The sequence below is a fragment of the Stenotrophomonas sp. SAU14A_NAIMI4_5 genome, from assembly GCF_003086795.1.
Taxonomy (GTDB): Bacteria; Pseudomonadota; Gammaproteobacteria; order Xanthomonadales; family Xanthomonadaceae; genus Stenotrophomonas.
In genome coordinates, this window is sequence record NZ_CP026003.1 from 762,415 (window position 1) to 780,465 (window position 18,051).

The 18,051-nt window shown below is 61.5% G+C and carries 17 protein-coding genes and 2 pseudogenes; 18 read left to right on the forward strand and 1 reads right to left on the reverse strand.

Annotated elements, in window-relative coordinates; translation table 11 throughout:
* The first annotated feature begins 2 nt into the window (after positions 1–2).
* From C1925_RS03415 to C1925_RS03470, 10 genes are all read left to right on the forward strand, one after another.
* Positions 3–734: a TrbG/VirB9 family P-type conjugative transfer protein gene (locus C1925_RS03415; protein WP_108770604.1), complete on the forward strand. Its 732-nt coding sequence runs from the start codon at positions 3–5 to the stop codon at positions 732–734.
* A complete protein-coding gene (locus tag C1925_RS03420; RefSeq protein WP_108767710.1) occupies positions 731–1,927 on the forward strand; it encodes a TrbI/VirB10 family protein in 1,197 nt (398 codons plus the stop codon). Before C1925_RS03415 ends, C1925_RS03420 begins: the two co-directional genes overlap by 4 nt.
* 19 nt (positions 1,928–1,946) lie before the next feature.
* Positions 1,947–2,981, forward strand: a complete 1,035-nt coding sequence (gene virB11, locus C1925_RS03425; RefSeq protein ID WP_108767711.1) for a P-type DNA transfer ATPase VirB11 — start codon at positions 1,947–1,949, stop codon at positions 2,979–2,981.
* 37 nt (positions 2,982–3,018) lie between these two features.
* Positions 3,019–3,939, forward strand: a complete 921-nt coding sequence (locus C1925_RS03430; protein ID WP_108767712.1) for a lytic transglycosylase domain-containing protein — start codon at positions 3,019–3,021, stop codon at positions 3,937–3,939.
* 74 nt (positions 3,940–4,013) lie between these two features.
* Positions 4,014–4,397 carry a TrbC/VirB2 family protein gene (locus tag C1925_RS03435; RefSeq protein WP_108767713.1) on the forward strand — a complete coding sequence of 128 codons (384 nt, stop codon included), beginning with the start codon at positions 4,014–4,016 and terminating at the stop codon, positions 4,395–4,397.
* Positions 4,390–4,704, forward strand: coding sequence for a VirB3 family type IV secretion system protein (locus C1925_RS03440; protein ID WP_108767714.1), 315 nt, complete (start codon positions 4,390–4,392; stop codon positions 4,702–4,704). Before C1925_RS03435 ends, C1925_RS03440 begins: the two co-directional genes overlap by 8 nt.
* A 4-nt stretch (positions 4,705–4,708) precedes the next feature.
* Positions 4,709–7,174: a VirB4 family type IV secretion/conjugal transfer ATPase gene (locus C1925_RS03445; protein WP_108767715.1), complete on the forward strand. Its 2,466-nt coding sequence runs from the start codon at positions 4,709–4,711 to the stop codon at positions 7,172–7,174.
* 47 nt (positions 7,175–7,221) lie between these two features.
* The gene (locus C1925_RS03450) at positions 7,222–8,049 is read left to right on the forward strand and encodes a hypothetical protein (protein ID WP_159097468.1); all 828 of its coding nucleotides are present in this window, start codon (positions 7,222–7,224) and stop codon (positions 8,047–8,049) included.
* Positions 8,050–8,066: 17 nt separating this feature from the next.
* Positions 8,067–9,089: a type IV secretion system protein gene (locus C1925_RS03455; protein WP_108767717.1), complete on the forward strand. Its 1,023-nt coding sequence runs from the start codon at positions 8,067–8,069 to the stop codon at positions 9,087–9,089.
* Positions 9,090–9,695: 606 nt separating this feature from the next.
* Positions 9,696–9,932 (forward strand): hypothetical protein, encoded by a 237-nt coding sequence (locus tag C1925_RS03470; protein WP_108767720.1) that lies wholly within the window; start codon positions 9,696–9,698, stop codon positions 9,930–9,932.
* 384 nt (positions 9,933–10,316) lie between these two features.
* On the opposite strand, the gene C1925_RS20870 is transcribed toward C1925_RS03470, so the two are convergent.
* On the reverse strand, positions 10,317–10,622 hold the full coding sequence (locus C1925_RS20870; RefSeq protein ID WP_159097469.1) for a hypothetical protein: 306 nt from the start codon (positions 10,620–10,622) through the stop codon (positions 10,317–10,319).
* 553 nt (positions 10,623–11,175) lie between these two features.
* On the opposite strand from C1925_RS20870, the pseudogene C1925_RS03485 reads away from it, so the two are divergent.
* From C1925_RS03485 to C1925_RS03520, 8 genes and pseudogenes are all read left to right on the forward strand, one after another.
* A pseudogene (locus C1925_RS03485) lies at positions 11,176–11,826 on the forward strand (type IV secretion system protein); the annotation flags it as partial.
* 86 nt (positions 11,827–11,912) lie between these two features.
* Positions 11,913–12,344, forward strand: a complete 432-nt coding sequence (locus C1925_RS03490; RefSeq protein ID WP_108767724.1) for a DUF4189 domain-containing protein — start codon at positions 11,913–11,915, stop codon at positions 12,342–12,344.
* 173 nt (positions 12,345–12,517) lie between these two features.
* Positions 12,518–12,637: pseudogene (locus tag C1925_RS21500) on the forward strand (type VI secretion protein); the annotation flags it as partial.
* Between the two features lie 620 nt (positions 12,638–13,257).
* Positions 13,258–13,587: a hypothetical protein gene (locus tag C1925_RS20875; protein ID WP_159097471.1), complete on the forward strand. Its 330-nt coding sequence runs from the start codon at positions 13,258–13,260 to the stop codon at positions 13,585–13,587.
* A gap of 192 nt (positions 13,588–13,779) precedes the next feature.
* Positions 13,780–14,430: a hypothetical protein gene (locus C1925_RS03505; RefSeq protein WP_159097472.1), complete on the forward strand. Its 651-nt coding sequence runs from the start codon at positions 13,780–13,782 to the stop codon at positions 14,428–14,430.
* Positions 14,431–14,433: 3 nt separating this feature from the next.
* Positions 14,434–15,660, forward strand: a complete 1,227-nt coding sequence (locus C1925_RS03510) for a hemolysin (RefSeq protein ID WP_108767728.1) — start codon at positions 14,434–14,436, stop codon at positions 15,658–15,660.
* A gap of 494 nt (positions 15,661–16,154) precedes the next feature.
* Complete coding sequence (locus C1925_RS03515) at positions 16,155–16,724, forward strand: hypothetical protein (protein ID WP_216821989.1); 570 nt, start codon at positions 16,155–16,157, stop codon at positions 16,722–16,724.
* Positions 16,721–17,980 carry a lipase gene (locus C1925_RS03520; RefSeq protein WP_108767729.1) on the forward strand — a complete coding sequence of 420 codons (1,260 nt, stop codon included), beginning with the start codon at positions 16,721–16,723 and terminating at the stop codon, positions 17,978–17,980. Before C1925_RS03515 ends, C1925_RS03520 begins: the two co-directional genes overlap by 4 nt.
* Positions 17,981–18,051 lie beyond the last annotated feature (71 nt).

The window sequence follows — 18,051 nt, forward strand, 5'->3', positions numbered from 1 at the left end:
TGATGCTCTGCATCGGTGCCTCCGCGCCCGTGGCAGCGAAGGTCATCGAGGATTACGAGTACTCGCCTGACCGCATCTACCAGGTGCGCACCGGCCTGGGCATCACCACGCAGATCGAACTGAGCCCGCACGAGCAGATTCTCGATTACAGCAGCGGCTTCGGTGGCGGCTGGGAGATCAGCCGTCGCGAGAACGTCTTCTACCTGAAGCCGAAGAACGTCGACGTTGACACCAACCTGATGGTGCGCACCGCGGCCCACTCCTACATCTTTGAACTGAAGGTGGTTGCCACCAGCTGGCGTGCACTGGATGAAGCCAAGGCCGCCGGCGTGCAGTACAAGGTGCGCCTGGTCTACCCGGCTGACACCGAATTTGCGGCGACCAAGGTCAAGGATCCCGATGCACCGGTGTCGGCGCTCGATACCCAGCTGGTCCCGGGCCGCGACTACTACTACGGCTACGACTACACCTACAAGAAGCGCCAGCCGACCTGGCTGGTTCCCTCCTCGGTGTATGACGACCGCAGTTTCACCTACATCCGCATGGGCGACCGCAGCCGGTTCCCGAGCGGCAACTTCCCGGCAGTATTCGCGCGTGACAGCGAGTCCGGCGATGAGTTCATCGTCAACTCGACCGTGGAAGGCGACACGATTGTCGTCCACGGCACCTATGCCTACCTCGTCGTGCGCCACGGCGACAATGCGATTGCCCTGCGCAGGAGACCGGAGCAGTGAATCAGATTCCTCCCAATGACCACGTCGATCCGGCGTCGGAGCCGCACCTGGCCGACAACCCGTACACCCGTCGCGCCGCTGCCCAGCCGCAGCTGGATGAAACCGAAGGCAGCCCCTACCTGCGCGCCGACGACGTCCAGCGTCTGAATCGCAAGGCGTTGCTGTTCCTCGGCATCATCGTCGTCGTGCTGGCAGGCCTGGCCGCCTGGATCTTCTCCGGTGGCATGTCCTCCCCGCAGGAGCCCGTGGCCAAGGCCCCGCGCCAGGAAGTCGTCATCCCGGCGGCACCGCGCGATCTGCCGGCCCTGCCGGCTGAGCGCAGCGCACAGGCCGCACCGGCGATGGAAGAGCTGCCGCCGCTGCCGGTCACCGATGAGCGCCCGTCGTCCGGTCAAGGGTTCGGCATGGGCGGGATGAATGGCACCGGCGGCCAGGAAGCCAACCGAGGCCCGAGCCTGGTGGAACGTCGCATGGGCGACGCCCGCGCCGAGGCTGACAGTGGGGCCGGCGCGCCGCCTGCGTCCGGCATCCCCGGCGCGCTGGGTGCGACGGGCGGCCCGGCATCGCGTGGCGTCGTGGACGGTCCCACCAGCGCACAGCCGCTGTACAAGCCGAATACCCTGCTGCTTCGCGGCACCTACATCCGCTGCGTGCTGCAGGCGCGGGTGATCTCCGACTTCCCGGGCTACACCTCGTGCGTGGTCACCGAACCGGTGTACTCGGTCGATGGCCAGCGCCTGCTGCTGCCGCGCGGGTCGAAGGTGCAGGGCTCCTACGGTGGCGACGGCACGATCGGCAACCGCGTTGCCATTGTCTGGGACCGCATCACCACCCCCACCGGCCTGGATATCAACATGTCCAGCCCGGGCGTGGACATGCTGGGTTCGGCCGGTTCGCCGGGCTACTACAACGCCCATTGGGGCCAGCGCATCGCCTCCTCGCTGCTGATCAGCATCCTGGCTGACGGTTTCAAGTACGCCGCTGCCGAGAACGGCCCGGCAACGTCCACCGTGGTCAACGGTGCGGTCGTACAGAACCCGTATGAAAGCGCCACCGCGCGCACCATGGAGCGCCTGGCCAACATGGCGGTGGAGCGCAACATGAGCCGTCCGCCGACCGTGACCATCAACCAGGGCACGATCGTGAACGTCTACGTCGCACGCGACGTCGACTTCTCGTCCGTGATCCGCTGAGCAGTGACCCAGTGCAGAAATGAACGCTGAATCCGCCACCGCCCGGGTATCCAACGCTTTCCTGGAATACCAGTACGAGATCCTCGGGATCGGCGAGCACATGCATTCGTCGGACGTGACTGAAATCTGCATCAACCGGCCGGGCGAGCTGTACCTGGAAACCCGGTCCGGCTGGAACCGCGTGGAGGTCCCGTCGCTCACGTTTGAACGTGCGCGGCAGTTCTGCACCGCCGTGGTCAATGAGAGCAACACCGGGCAGCGCATCACCGACGCCGATCCGATGGTGTCGTTGACGTTCCCGACCGGCCAGCGTGCCCAGTTCGTCATCCCGCCGGCGTGTGACGCCGGGCGGGTGTCGATCACCATCCGTCTGCCCGCACGCTTCGGCAAGACGCTGGAGCAGTACGAGGAGGATGGCTTCTTCGGCGAGATTCTCGAACAGGCGCCGACCCTCAGTGACCACGACAGGGAACTGGTGGAGCTGCGTGCGCAGCGCGACTACGCCAACTTCTTCAAGAAGGCCGTGCAGTACCACAAGAACATCGTGGTGGCCGGGGCGACCGGTAGCGGCAAGACCACCTTCATGAAGTCGCTGGTGAACCACATCTCGCACGACGAGCGCCTGGTCACCATTGAAGACGCCCGCGAACTGTTCCTGCAGCAGCCCAACGTGGTGCACCTGCTGTATTCCAAGGGCGGCCAGAGCACCAGCAACACCAGTGCCAAGTCGTGCATGGAAGCCTGCCTGCGCATGAAGCCGGACCGCATCATCCTGGCCGAGCTGCGTGGTGATGAGTCGTTCTACTTCATCCGTAACTGTGCATCCGGCCACCCCGGTTCCATCACCAGTTGCCACGCCGGCAGCACGTCCCAGACCTGGGACCAGCTCGCGCTGATGGTCAAGGCCTCGGCTGAAGGCTCTGGCCTTGAGTTTGAAGTCATCAAGCGCCTGCTCAAGCTCACCATCGACATCGTGGTGCACATCAAGGCACATGCCGGCCGCCGTTTCATCACCGGCATCGATTTCGATCCCGCGCGAGGGCTGGCCGCATGAACCAGCACGCCCACGCCCACGCCGACAGGAGGACGCCATGCTGCCTGGACTGGAAATGATGGCCTGCACCGATCTGGCGGTGCCCAACGAAATCATGCGCCACGTGGTGAACGTCGAATCGTCGTTCAACCCGTACGCCATCGGCGTGGTGGGCGGCCGCCTGGCGCGCCAGCCGAAGAACCTGGCCGAGGCCGTGTCCACCACCCGCATGCTTGAGCGTGAGGGCTACAACTTCTCGCTGGGCATTGCCCAGGTCAATCGCTACAACCTCAACCGCCACGGTCTGGACAGCTACGAGAAGGCCTTCAACGTCTGCCCGAACCTGCAGGCCGGCTCGCGCATCCTGGCCGAATGCTATTCGCGTTCGGGCAACGATTGGGGCAAGGCCTTCAGCTGCTACTACTCCGGCAACTTCACCACCGGCTTCCGCCATGGTTACGTCGACAAGGTGATGACCTCCTGGCGTGGCAACTCCACCCAGACCGTCGCCAGCAATGCCATTCCGGTCATCCGCAATGGCGTACCGGCCGGCACCACCACCTACCGTCGTGTCGTGCGTGACGAGGCGACCGAGCGGCTGGCGCGGCGTGTGGAAGAGGCGGCGCTGTCGCGCCTGCTCCCCGCGTCGGCAGGTCAGCAGCAGTCCATGCAGCAGATCCAGCAGATGCAGCAGATGCAGCAGATGCAGCAGATGCAGCAGATGCAGGCACCCGCGGCCGTGCAGGCCATGCAGGCGCCGGCTGCGGTCGATCCGCGCACGGCGGGCCAGGTGCCCACCAGCGACGCCCCGGTGCGTGTGCAACCCGTGGGAGGTGCCCCCAATGTCTGGCCGGGGGCGGCCCAGCAAGCGCAGCCGATGGCTGCACCCGGTTCCAGTTCCAACGGCATGGCGGGGGCCCCTGCGTCCGCCGTGCCAGCAACTGCAGCGCCGCCGCGCGACGCTGCGCTGGTGTTCTAGCACCACCCGAGGGCTGCCCCCGCAGTCCGGCATCCACGCTGTATCCCTTTCCCATCAAAGAGAAGAGAACCGCCATGAAGAACGACGCCAACCTCACCAACGCCCGCCGCGCGCTCTCCGCCGTTGCCCTGGCCAGCCTGTGCATGCTGCCCTTCATCGCCAGCGCCCAGGATGCTTCCGGCGCGCAGACCAGCGTGACCAACTTCTTCACCAACCTCAACGGCCTGCTGAACATTGCCTCGATCGCCGTGGTCACCATTGCCGTGATCTTCGCTGGCTACCAGATCGCCTTCAACCACAAGCGCATCAGCGACGTGGCTCCGGTCCTGATCGGTGGCTTCCTGATCGGCGCCGCTGCCCAGGTGGCCAACATGCTGCTGCCCGACAACGTCGGCAACATCGGCAACGCCGGCAGCACCAGCGCCATCATGGTGCTCGACCTGATGAAGTATGCGTAAGGACACACTCTTCCGCGGGTGCACGCGGCCGGCGATGTTCCTGGGGGTGCCGTACATGCCCTTTGCGATCGCCGCCGGCGGCTGCCTGCTGATGACGTTCTACTTCGACATGTGGTTCCTGCTGCTGCTGCCGGTGGTCATCATGGTCATGCGGCAGATGGCACGCCAGGACGAGATGATCTTCCGGTTGCTGGGCCTGCGTCTGGGCTTCCGCACCAAGGTGAAGAACGTCAAGCATCACAACGGCATGTGGGTGTTCACTCCGAACAGCTACCGCCCCGACCTTCAAGACACGAAAACGGATTAGTCCCATGCAGGCGCCAGACACCTCCATCGCCGAGTTCATTCCGTACTCTTCCCACGTGTCCCCGCACGTGGTGAAGACGACCGGTGGCGACTTCCTGATTGTCTGGCGCCTGGATGGGCTGCCTTTCGTGGGGCGTGAAGAATGGGAGTTGGAGCACAAGCACAACACCTTCAACCGCATGCTGCAGACCCTGCGGGCGCCGGATTTCGTCAACGTGGCCTTCTGGGTGCATGACATCCGGCGCCGTGGCCGCGTGGATATCCGCAGCAAGTACGACCACGTGTTCAACCAGCAGATGTCGGACGAGTACTACGATCGCCTGACCTCGCAGAAGATCATGCAGAACGAGCTGTACCTGACGATGATCTATCGCCCGGTCATGGTCGGCAAAAAGTTCGTCGAGCGCTCCAGTGACCTGGTCCGCCTGCAGTCCGAGCAGGACCAGGCCGTCAACAAGGTGATGGAACTGGCCGGCAACGTCGAGGCGGTGCTGAAGGATTACGCACCACACCGGCTGTCGATGTATGAAGCCGACAACGGCGTGGTGTTCTCTGAAGTGCTGAGCTTCTTTGGCTATCTGCTCAACCGCATCGACGAGCCGGTGCCGGTGCTGCGTGCCTCGGTGAGCGACTACCTGCCGGTCGCCCGGCACATGTTCTCGGCCAAATCGGGTGATTTCGTCATCAACGCCCCAGGCGGACGCAACCACTACGGCGCCATCCTCAACATCAAGGAATACAGCGAGGCCACCTACCCGGGCATCCTCAATGGCCTCAAGTACCTGGATTTCGAATACGTCATCACTCATTCCTTCAGCCCCATGGGGCGCCAGGATGCGCTGAAGGTGCTTGATCGCACCAAGGGCATGATGATCTCCTCCGGCGACAAGGCGGTTAGCCAGATCTCCGAAATGGACCATGCGATGGACCAGGTCGCCTCGGGCAATTTCGTCCTGGGTGAATACCACTTCATCATGGCCCTGTATGCGGACGACCAGAAGACGCTGTCGCAGAACCTGGCTGCCACCCGCGCTGAACTGTCCAATGCCGGCTTTGTCTCCGCCAAGGAGGACCTGGCGGTGTGCTCGTCGTTCTATTCGCAGCTGCCGGCCAACTGGCGCTACCGCACGCGGCTGGCCAACGTCAGCTCGCTGAATTTCCTGGGCCTGTCGCCGCTGCACAATTTCGCCACCGGCAAGCGCGACAACAACCCGTGGGGCGAATGCCTGACGGTACTGCAGACCACCAACGGCCAGCCGTACTACTTCAATTTCCACGCCACCCATCCGGCCGAGAACTCGCTGGGTGAAAAGGCCATCGGCAATACCCTGGTCATCGGCAAGTCCGGTACCGGCAAGACGGCGCTGATCAACTTCCTGCTCAGCCAGGTGCAGAAATACCAGCCGGCGCCGACCATCTTCTTCTTCGACAAAGACCGCGGCGCGGAGATTTTCGTACGCGCGTGTGGCGGCAACTACCTTGCGCTGGACAACGGCAGGCCTACCGGCTTCAACCCGTTCCAGTGCGAACGCAACGATGCAAACGTGCAGTTCCTCGGCGACCTGATCAAGGTGCTGGCGGCCAAGACCGTCTACACCGCGCGTGAGGAGGAGGACATCTTCCGCGCGGTGGAAAGCATGCTCGACATGCCGATGCACCTGCGCTCGATGTCCAATTTCCAGAAAAGCCTGCCCAACATGGGCGACGATGGCCTGTACGCGCGCCTGCGCAAGTGGACCGTCAGCGGCACCCTGGGCTGGGTGTTCGACAACCCGACCGACATCATCGATCTGCAGCGGGCCAACATCATCGGCTTCGACTACACCGACATCATCGACAACGCCGAAGTGCGCGTGCCGGTCATCAACTACCTGCTGCACCGCCTCGAAGAGCTGATCGACGGGCGGCCGCTGATCTACGTGATGGACGAGTTCTGGAAGATTCTTGATGGCGGCGGCGCCCTGAAGGAATTTGCCAAGAACAAGCAGAAGACCATCCGTAAGCAGAACGGCCTGGGCATCTTCGCCACCCAGAGCCCGGAAGACGCCTTGGCCAGCGACATCTCCGCCGCGCTGATCGAACAGACCGCGACCTTCATCCTGCTGCCCAATCCCAGCGCCTCGCGCGAGGATTACATGGAAGGCCTGAAGTTGACCGAGGCCGAGTTTGAAGTGGTCGTCAGTCTGGATGAGCGCTCGCGCAGTTTCCTGGTCAAGCAGGGCCATGGTTCCACGGTGTGCCAGCTGAACCTGCGGGGCATGGATGATGCCCTGGCCGTCATCAGTGCCAGCACCGACAACATCGAAGTCCTCGACCGGGTGCTCAGCGAGCAGTCGCAGCGCCTGGAAGTCGATCGCGATGAACTGACGCCAGAGGAATGGCTGCAGGCGTTCTACGAAAACCGCAAGGGATCCGGACGCGGCAGTGCCCGCAGCAGTGCAACCCCAGACCGCCGCGCGACCACGCGCTGAACGGCCTGCCCCGCAATAGATGACATAAAGAACAGCAGAGGTGAACCATGAACTCTAAAGCACACCGCCAGCACGGCAGCCAGCAGAGCTTCGGCCAGGCATGGCAGCGGATGTTTGGTACTTCCTTGGCCATGCCACGCTCCAACAAGTGGGTCATCCTCTCGCTGGCGATCGTCTCGCTGCTGGGCACCGGCGCCGCAATGGCCGCGTGGCAGGTCAACGATACCCAGACGCAGCGCAAGCTGGACGAAATCAAGGGCAACATCGGTAGCGACGGCGGAAGCGTCACGTCGCAGCTGAAAGAGATCAAGACCCGCATCGGCGACAACGGCACGGTCAATGGCAACCTGAAAGATCTCAACCGGAAACTGCAGATCACGCCGCGCAACGGCCAGGACACGCAGACACCGGAAATGATCGCCACGCCGACCGGTGACGAGGCGCTCAACGCGAGCCAGCCGACCGCCACCGCCACCGCCATGGACCAGCTGTGCCCGGCCGGTGCAAGCACCACGCTGGGCCAGCAGCAGCAGCAGCTGTGCATGGCCGCGGCACAGACCGAACTGGCGCAGTACCGGTTCTCGATGCGCATGTTCGAGCGGGCCCAGAAGAACTATGACCGCTTGAAGCAGATCGAGGACCGCCGCCGCAACCTGGCGGCCGAGGACTACGCCAACGTGCAGTACAACACCAACGAGTTGTTGGCCCTGACCGCACTGATGGACAACGACCGCGATCGCTACCGCACCTACATGTCTGCTTATGAAGCGCGTGTCGCGCATATCAACAACACCCGTGAGGCGCTTACCCGCAATGCCTTGAACGGCAAGGGCAGCATCAGCGTTCCGGGCATGTCCGGTCTCGGCGGCAACTGAGTGAATGGAGCAGTGCGATGAGCGTCGAGATAATGGGTAGTGCGTTGGGCTTCGATCTGAGCAGCTTCACCCAGTGGGCATTCTTTGAGATTCTGCTTGATTTCATCAATGGGCGTATCGAAAGCTTCCAGTCGGGGCTGCTCTCGCGCACCATGGGGTGGGTCAGTGGCATCGCGCTGACCCTGCTGACCCTGTGGGTGCTGATGCAGGGGTTCATGATCGTGACCGGCCGCAGCCGTGATTCGCTCATGTCGCTGGTGGTGGGATCGCTGCGCGCCTTCCTCATTGTCATCGCCGCTTCCTCGATGTCGTTCGCCGGCGTGAACCTGACTGCTTTCCTGACCAACACGCTGCCGAATGAGATCCACAGAGTTGTCGCCAATGACGACGACGACATCGAAGACTCGATCGACGACAACCTGCGCACCATGGGTCTGATCTTCGCGTTGGTCGACGCACTGCCCGTAGACAAGAGTGACCAGAACGCAGCAACCCAGCGCACCGTCACCTCGCTGACGGGCATCGGCATTGCAGGCCCATCGGTGATCGGTGGCGCCATGCTGCTGCTGTACAAGATCGCCCTGGTACTGTTCGTCGGCTTCGGGCCGTTGTTCATCCTCTGCCTGCTGTTCGACCAGACCAAAGACCTGTTCAAGCGCTGGTTGTTGTACGGAATCGGCACCATGTTCTCGATGGCCGTCCTGTCCTTCATGGTCTCGCTGGCCACCGCAGTGGTTGCCCGTACGGCGCTTGCGATCGTTACGGCCTATATCCTTTCCGGTACCGAGATCTTCGGGATGAGTGCCTCGCTGGGCTTTGGCGGCGGCCTGAAGTCGGCTGCCGTTCAGCAGGGCGGTGTTGGACTGCTGATGTCGGTGCTGATGGTCATGGCACCGCCGATGGCGGCCATGTTCTTCAACGGCACGCTGGGCCAGTTCGTGGCGAACTCGAGCTTCGGTAATGTGGGTCGTAACAGCTCGGGCCAGACTTCGGACTTCAAGCAGGATTATGTGGATAAGAAGAAGGACAGCGGCGTATGACATTCTTTTTGCGAGCGGCTACGTTGGCTATCCTGACGATCTCAACTATCGCGTTCGCCCAGCAGCCAGGGAGCCAGGAGTACAACACAGTTTTCCTGCCCGCGCATGGAGTCGGTGATACCGCTCGCCCCAATGTTAGATGGGGGGCCCTTGCAAGAGGAGCTGACAAGACGCTTGGTTGGTACGTGGGGGCACAAACCGAGCAGGAAGCGGTGAAGCTTGCTATTCAAGACTGCGTGGCACGTGGTTCGACAAATTGTGAGGGCGTGGAGACGTTTTTTAACTCTTGTGCTGCTGTAGCAGTCGGGCCTGCAAATAGAACCTACTCCAAAGCCCCCGCCAGTCTTTCCTCTGTTCGCAAGAGAGCGCTGAAGAATTGCGGTTCGCCTGAGTGCAAGATTCTATTTGAGGGCTGCGCCCGACCCTGAAGCGTATGATTCAACTCGGGCCCAAGCGGCCCGGGCCTTACGAAGCTGCATCGCATCTAACGCTGACGCATTTAATGGGCACCTTGGTCTGGCTGGCGACCGTCGTCGTCGCCCTTACGGCCATTGTGATCATCTCGGCATATCTCCTTCCCGGTACCGAGATCTGGGCACGAGTGTTTTGCTGGACTATGACGGCGGCCTAAAGTCGACTGCCGGTCAGCAGGGCGATGTCGGACTGCTGATGTCTGTGCTGATGGTCATGGCACCGCCGATGGCGGCCATGTTCTTCAACGGCACGCTGGGCCAGTTCGTGGCGAACTCGAGCTTCGGTAATGTGGGTCGTAACAGCTCGGGCCGGACTTCGGACTTCAAGCAGGATTATGTGGATAAGAAGAAAGGCGAAAAAGACCTATGATCTCCATTCTGCGTAGTGCTGTTATCTCAAGCGTCCTCTTCTCGGCCCAGGCGGTAGCGCAGCAGCCTGGTAGCGCGGAGTACAATAGGGTGTTCCTGCCTGCGCACGGCGTTGGCGACACGACCCCCCAGATTCAGAAATGGGGCGCTGTAGCTAGGGGGGGCCGACAGCACGCTTGGCTGGTACGTTGGCGCCGGCACCGAGAGGGAGGCTGTCGCGCTGGCTGCGCAAGACTGTCTCGCGCGGGGATCGCGAGATTGTGAAGTAGTCGCAACCTTTGCAAACAAGTGTGCAGCGATTGCGGTTCGTCCAGGTGTTCGAAAATACGTGGAGGCTGTTGATCGGCTATCTGCTGTAAAGAAGGATGCACTTAAGAACTGTGGTTCAAAGGAGTGCAAGATAATTTTCGAGGGCTGTGCGTACCCCTGACGCCTTTTCCTTGGCTGCAATGGCCGGGAAAGAGTGTGGATCTGATTGCAGGGTTGTTTGCGAGGGGTGTGCTGTCCCCTGAAAAGCGGAGTTTACTGAATCAAGTTTCATCTCGCCGCCCGCTGCTGTGCTTTTCCAGCGTGTGGTCATGGCACCGCCGATGGCGGCCATGTTCTTCAACGGCACGCTGGGCCAGTTCGTGGCGAACTCGAGCTTCGGTAATGTGGGTCGTAACAGCTCGGGCCAGACTTCGGACTTCAAGCAGGATTATGTTGGTAGCGGTACTAGTACTGCCAATAAGGGGACCAAGGGATGAGTGCGCTCACAAAGATTGTCATTGTCTCCACTCTCTTCTTGTCGGCTGCCACATTTGCGCAGCAGCCAGGGTCAGTCCAATACAACACTGTGTATCTTCCTGGGCATGGCGTGGGTGATACCAAGGCGCCCCCTGCCAAGTGGGGGGCATGGGCGAGAGGTGATGACCGCACATTGGGTATAACCTTTGATGGCAGAACCGAGGACGAGGCAAAAGCGTTGGCAGTCGCTGACTGTCAGGCGAAAGGCTCGAAGAATTGTCTTCCAATGGAGACGTTCTTCAATACGTGTGCCTTGGTAGCGGCGGGCCCCAGCAATCGCATCATTCAGACTTCCAACCGGGGCCTGCCCTGGGGGCGCCGTCAGGCTCTCACGGCTTGTGGAGATGACTGCAAGATTGTTGTTGAAGGGTGCGCGCTTCCCTGATATGAGACGTTCATCTTGGTTTGGGGTGATTGCCGGCTAGTTCATCGCGGCCTGGTCGATTTCCCTTGCCGGCGTGAAACTGACCGCAGTTCTGACCAACACGTTGCCGAACGAGATCCACAGAGTTGTCGCCAATGACGACGACGACATCGAAGACTCGATCGACGACAACCTGCGCACCATGGGTCTGATCTTCGCGTTGGTCGACGCACTGCCCGTAGACAAGAGTGACCAGAACGCAGCAACCCAGCGCACCGTCACCTCGCTGACGGGCATCGGCATTGCAGGCCCATCGGTGATCGGTGGCGCCATGCTGCTGCTGTACAAGATCGCCCTGGTACTGTTCGTCGGCTTCGGGCCGTTGTTCATCCTCTGCCTGCTGTTCGACCAGACCAAAGACCTGTTCAAGCGCTGGTTGTTGTACGGAATCGGCACCATGTTCTCGATGGCCGTCCTGTCCTTCATGGTCTCGCTGGCCACCGCAGTGGTTGCCCGTACGGCGCTTGCGATCGTTACGGCCTACATCCTTTCCGGTACCGAGATCTTAGGGATGAGTGCCTCGCTGGGCTTTGGCGGCGGCCTGAAGTCGGCTGCCGTTCAGCAGGGCGGTGTTGGACTGCTGATGTCGGTGCTGATGGTCATGGCACCGCCGATGGCGGCCATGTTCTTCAACTGCACGCTGGGTCAGTTCGTGGCGAACTCGAGCTTCGGTAATGTGGGTCGTAACAGCTCGGGCCAGACTTCGGACTTCAAGCAAGTGACGCAGGATGTCAGTCCACACCAGTCGACACCAACTAGCGGGGGGAAGAAATGATCGCTGTTTTCAGATTTATGATCGCCTCGTCGATTCTTCTGGGACCCATGGCGTTCGCACAGCAGCCTGGGACGGTTGAATACAATAGTGTCTATTTGCCCGCGCATGGCGTCGGAGATACCCAGCGCCAGTCTCCGAACCGTTGGGGCGCGTGGGCAAAGGGTGATGGCGGAATGCTTGGATGGACTTTCGAAGGAAGAAGTGAACGTGAGGCCCGTAAGCTGGCGGTTGAAGACTGCAGTGCCCGCGGCTTCCGCAACTGCAAGGTGTCCAGAACCTTTGTGAATGCGTGTGCAGCGCTCGCGGAGAGTGATAGAAATAGCTGGTGGCAGATCTCCGCAAATGGCCTTGAATGGGTTCGTAAGGCCGCACTGAAAGAGTGTGGTTCGGACTGCAAGATTGTATTTGAGGGCTGTGCCGTTCCTTGAAATTAGTTAGCTCAAGCTCAGGCTGACTTCTTCCTGGACTTCCTGCTCGAATTGCTCGCGTCAGCTTCTTGCGGTTATATGCGCGGGAGTTGGGCTATTTGGGCTGGAGGTCACGGGGGCGAGTAAACGTTGGGATGGTTGTGGCGTTGGCCTTCGCCAGTTGCCAATCGACCGGCGGTGTTGGACTGCTGATGTCGGTGCTGATGGTCATGGCACCGCCGATGGCGGACATGTTCTTCAGCGGCACGCTGGGCCAGTTCGTGGCGAACTCGAGCTTCGGTAATGTGGGTCGTAACAGCTCGGGCCAGACTTCGGACTTCAACCAGGATTATGTGGGTAGCGGTAATGTCGCCTCAGATAAAAAGAAAGGGACCGGGTGATGATTTCGATATCTAGACTCATACTTGCTGTGGTCTTTCTGTCGCCACTGGCGGCACTTGCTCAGCAGGCGGGAACGCCTCAGTACAATAGCGTTTACCTGCCTGCCCACGGTGTGGGCGATACCAGAGCGCCCAAGCATTCAAAGTGGGGGGCTTGGGCGAAGGGGGCTGATGCAAACTACGGTTGGACGTTCTCCGCGAGAAGCGAAGAGGAAGCCCGAGCGTTGGCGATTGAGGACTGTGAGGCGCGTGGCTCATACGATTGCAAGGTTGCAGAGACCTTTTTTAATGCTTGCGCTGCGATAGCTGCTAATTCCACTCGTCGCCAGTTTCAAATTACACCTGAAGGAGAGCGGGCCGCTCGCCGTGAAGCGCTTGAAGACTGTGGCGCAGATTGCAAAATTGTTTTTGCAGGCTGCGCCTTCCCCTGAGGGCTGATTCTGAGCCGACTTCAGATGTTCTGTCCTTGGCTTCCTCGGTGAAGGGCGGGCGCTGCACACGTCCAGGCCAATTGCGGAGGGAAAGGAGAGGTCATGACTTTTAAGCTCAAATTGCTCGTTGCATCTTCGCTGCTTCTTTCCGCTGCTTCGTTTGCCCAGCAGCCTGGACCTGTGGAGTACAACACTGTTCTCATGCCCGCACATGGCGTTGGCGATACGAGATCCCCCAGTTCCGCGGTGCGGTGGGGGGATGCCGGGACGGCTTCATCCAAGCCCGGGCAGCGCCCCGGTGTCATTTGCCGGCGTCAACCTGACCGCATTTTTGACCAATACGCTGTCGGGCTGATCTTCGCGCTGGTCGATCCGCGTCCGTTCGTCAAGAGTGACCAGGCGCTGCTACACAGCACTCGGTCACCTCGCTGAGAGGCCTCGGCATTCCAGGCCCACGAAGCCAGAGACGGGTGACGCATCAAACGTGGTGCGGTGACTTCACTGCCTGAATCTGGATCTTGATAGGTGATGAGCGTCACGCATTCGACCATGAGGTCGCGCCAATTTGAAAAGCACCCATCCGCGGCCTTATCTTCTGAGTACTAGAGGATGCTGGTCCGGATAATGAAGGCACGTAAAGGGAAGCTGTTCCGTGTACTTAGTGTCTCGCGGGCACTTTATGCCTTGCTCCTGACGTTGCCGTTGCTGGCGGCATGTGGAGGCAAAGAGCGCGCGCCCCCACCCTACCAGAAGAACCCTTCGCCCAAGGAACCGTACGACCTTGTCCTCACCGTACTTGACGGGCCGGACGACATCCAGGCCTCAAGCGCCTATGTCAGTTACAAGATTGCGGACGAGGCCTGTCTACCTCCCATCGACAACTTCGAGGGCGTCCGCTACGGGACGGACAGGCACTCGCTCGACTTCAGGCTCAAGCGAGTGAATGCGACCACATTCAAAGGCAGGTTCTTCCGGGATGGCGTCCTGAGTCGCGACTACTATGGGAGGGGTATTTGTAGATGGAAAGTGGAGTTGGTCGGAGCATTTTTGGAAACAGAGAAGACCAAGTCTTTCACTTACTTCACGGCATCAACAACGCTGGAGGATGGCTCAGAGACGCTTTATACCAGCAAGGATATCCAGCCACTAATCGATGACGGCAAAAAATACCCAGCAAATATTACGGATGAGGAAGGCTTCACCAGGGATGTCCCCGAGGATCAGCGCAGCAACTACTTTTCGATAATTATTTCCACAACTCCAGGGAAGGGATGACTAATGAGCAAGAACGTCAATGCTGACTTGGCCGCAGCCGGGTACTTGCCTCCGCAATTCAAGCCCGACGGGAGTCCCGCCGATGTCCTCGCAGGGGGCGGTAAGTTTTTTGTTGTTGATTATATGGATAGACACAGCGGCTATCAGGGAACGCTTTTCAAGAACAGGACCACTGGCGACTACGTCCTCGTTAACCGGGGAACCGAGTTTGACCGGGAGCCCGTCAAGGATGGCGTGACCGACGCAGGCATGGTGCTCACCAGAGGTAACCTGCAGATCAAGGACGCACTGGAATTCGCCGCCCGGGCCGTAGCTCTTGCCGAGCGCGACGGGAAGCATCTATCGGTCGCAGGACACTCCTTGGGCGGAGGGATTTCACAGGTGTTGTCGCACCACTACAACCTGCCAGGCGAAGCGTTCAATCCTTACGGGGCGGCCAGCCTGGGGTACAGGGTTCCGGACGGCCAGCCAGCGAACGGCGCCCGGTTCGTAAATCATGTAATGGCCGGCGACTTCGTCAGCGCGGGCGCCGGGCACTATGGCACTGTGGAGGTCTATGCGAAGCCCTCCGAATTGAAGACGTTGCAGAGTGCTGAATTTGCGTCCCGCCTCATGGGTGGGATGGCTGGTGAAATCAGCAGGCCATTTTCGGCGCTGGCGCTGGGTGATTCACATCGAATGAAGCACTTCATCGATCACGTTGAGAACGGGGTTGAAGTCAAGTCGGTTCTGGATGATCCATCGGCACGCATCAAGGATCCCGAGGATCAGCGCCGCGTTGATGCGTATCGCGAGAGCGTCTACTCCGTGCGCGCTGTTGCAACAGTTGCCTCCCGGCCGTTGATCCTCGAAGCCGCCAACATTCTGCGCGGCACGGACGAACCCGGCGCCTACGCCGAGCGCCAGGCGCGCGCGGCTGAGCTTGCTGCTCACCCGTTCAATCCTGCCAAGGCACGCAGCGAATCCAGCTCCGACGGCGGGCCCATGCGGGAGAACCCCAGTTTTCATTCCCAGTCCCCTCTGGAACAGCGCTTGAACGATCTCCTCAACGCAGATCCTGATCGGTTCAAGGCGCTCAACCAGCAGATGTCCAAGCTCGATGCCGGGCAGGCGTTGGATTCCCAGGTGCGCAACCAGGCAAACGCCGAGGACCGGGCGCGCGAACACGCGCAGACCTCCACCCAGCAGGCTACCCAGCAGGAACACTCCGCATCGCCCATGGGCCGTTGATGTATCGCAGACACTACTGGGCATTGGCCGCAAAGCATCGCTGATCCCCCACCGCCGCACCCGATGCCCAAGGAGTTAACTGCGCGTGATGATATTGACGCTTACAGCCTTTGGCACAACTGCAAAAGTGTGATGAAGCGCACTCTCGCAACTTTTTCTTGACGCGACCCACGCGGCTGGACTGGTAGAGTTCCACCCACGTACGCCGGGGTAGGCGCGTGGAGAGGGCACAAGGCTGTGTATTCCTGGGACGGATGTAACAAGCAGGGTGTTGAGGCCGGTGGGGTAATCCCGGCGTCCATCGTGCGTGCATGCGTCCCGGGGCAGGGGGCGCGCCAATGAGTGCTGCTTTCCTGCGTGCGGCCTCGATGCAGGCCACGCAGACCGCCTCCGTTTCTCGTTCGCGCAACTCCCGTTTGGCGGCGTCCGTATTCGCCTGCGCTGCGTCCCTGCCTTTGGCCGCCTCCGGCGGTTCGTATCGAGCCGATGCCCCTATGAATGTTCCTGCTGTGGACACCCGCGCTACCCCGCCGCTGCGTACGTTGAATCCGAGCCCGAAGCGCGCCTTCGAATTCCGCGTGGTGCTGGACAATGCGCCGGGTCCGTTCGCGGTGGTGGAAGCGACGGCCCAGTTCGACGTGGGCAACGCTGCCCAGTGCGGGCGGCTGGACCCCATTTCCGGTGCAGTCCCGACCATCGCCAGCCACGAGCCTTTCGCGTTGACCCGTGTTTCGGACACCGAGTACGTGGGCACGCTGCATGCCGATGCCATCCTTGATGAGGACTACTACGGGCGCGGCGTCTGCCGCTGGGCACTCACCGAAGCGCGGGTGAGCGTGCGTGCGCATGACGATCCGGCCGACACCCGTTTTGTCGCTGGCCTGCCGGCGCAGCACGTGCTGGGCGGCGGCAGCAAGACCCGCAATTTCTGGAAAGGGTATTACCCGCGCTTCGAGCAGGGCGGCTCGGCCGATTTCGGCCGTGAACACCTGCAGGCGGTGCCGATGGACAAGCGCGATGAGTTCTTCACCATCACGCTGGCGGCCCACGAGATCAGCCCGTGACGGTCACCACGCAGGACTACGCCAACCTGGCCAACCATGTCTACGAAGACAGGGATGTTGGCCGTCCGACAGGCGAAGACGCGCTGGTGTCGGTCAATGGCACCCAGTACCGCGTTTACGAGCACGTCGACAACCAGAGCACCGGCTACCAGGGCACCATCTACAAAACGCTCGATGGCCAGGACCTGATCGTCTCCCATCGCGGCACCGAGGAAGTCTGGAAGGATGGCGTCATTGCCGATGGCGCGATGGTGCTGGGGCGGACCAATCCGCAGGCCGAAGATGCCATTGCGCTCACCCGCAAAGCGCTGGATGAAGCGCGGCGCATGGGGGCCGAGCCCGGTGCGACGGCGCCGGAAGTGAGCGTGACCGGCCACTCGCTGGGCGGCACGCTGGCCCAGGTGACGGCCCATCATTTCGACCTGCGCGGCGAAACCTTCAACGCCTACGGCGCAGCCAGCCTGGACCGTGGCATTGGTGGCGGCCCGAATGACCGCGTGCGCAACCATGTGATGGCCAGCGACGTGGTCAGCGCCGCCAGCCCGCAGTACGGCGATGTGATGACCTACGCGAAGGACAAGGAAATCGACGTCCTGCATCAGTCCGGCTATTTCGAGAACCGGTTTGCCGACCTGCTGGTTCCCGATCTGCCGGTTGCCGCAGCGGCGCGCTCGCTGGGCGCGCACAGCATGAGCAACTTCATGCCGACCGCGTCGGATGGCACGCCGCACCTGTCGGTGCTGGATGATCCGCAGGCGCGCCCGCGCGCCGAAGAGCATTCGCGCATGATTGCCGACTACCGCGGCGATGTGATGAACCTCCGGCGCGGGGTGACCTTCGTCGCCGGTGGCCCGGTGGGCTGGGTGCGCGACAGCGTCGATGCCTTCCGCGACCCCGTGCCTGCCGGCGAACCTGCTGCGCGTGAAGCACGCGAAGCGGCCGCGGCCGCAGGCAAGGAACAGGGCGCGCTGTCTGCCGGTCCGTCGCTGTCGTCCAAGGGGCAGGGCACCGTCCGCCAGGATTCACACGTTACCCAGTTGATGGATGCTGCACGGGCCAACGACCCCGATGGCGTGCGCGTGGCGACCCAGGATCTGTACGCTTCACCGATGGGGCGGATGTGGCAGCAGCAGGCCGACCAGCAGGCGCAGCAGCTCAACCAGCGCGAAGCCGCCCAGCAGCAGACGCAGCAGCAGGCACCCCAGCAGCGTCAGCCCGGCCCGGAGCAGATGGAGATGGCCCGTGGCGGCGGATGACCGTTTTTTCATGGCCCGGCGCGCCTGTGTGGCTGCGCCGCGCCCGCAGAACCAGGAGACAACATGACAAT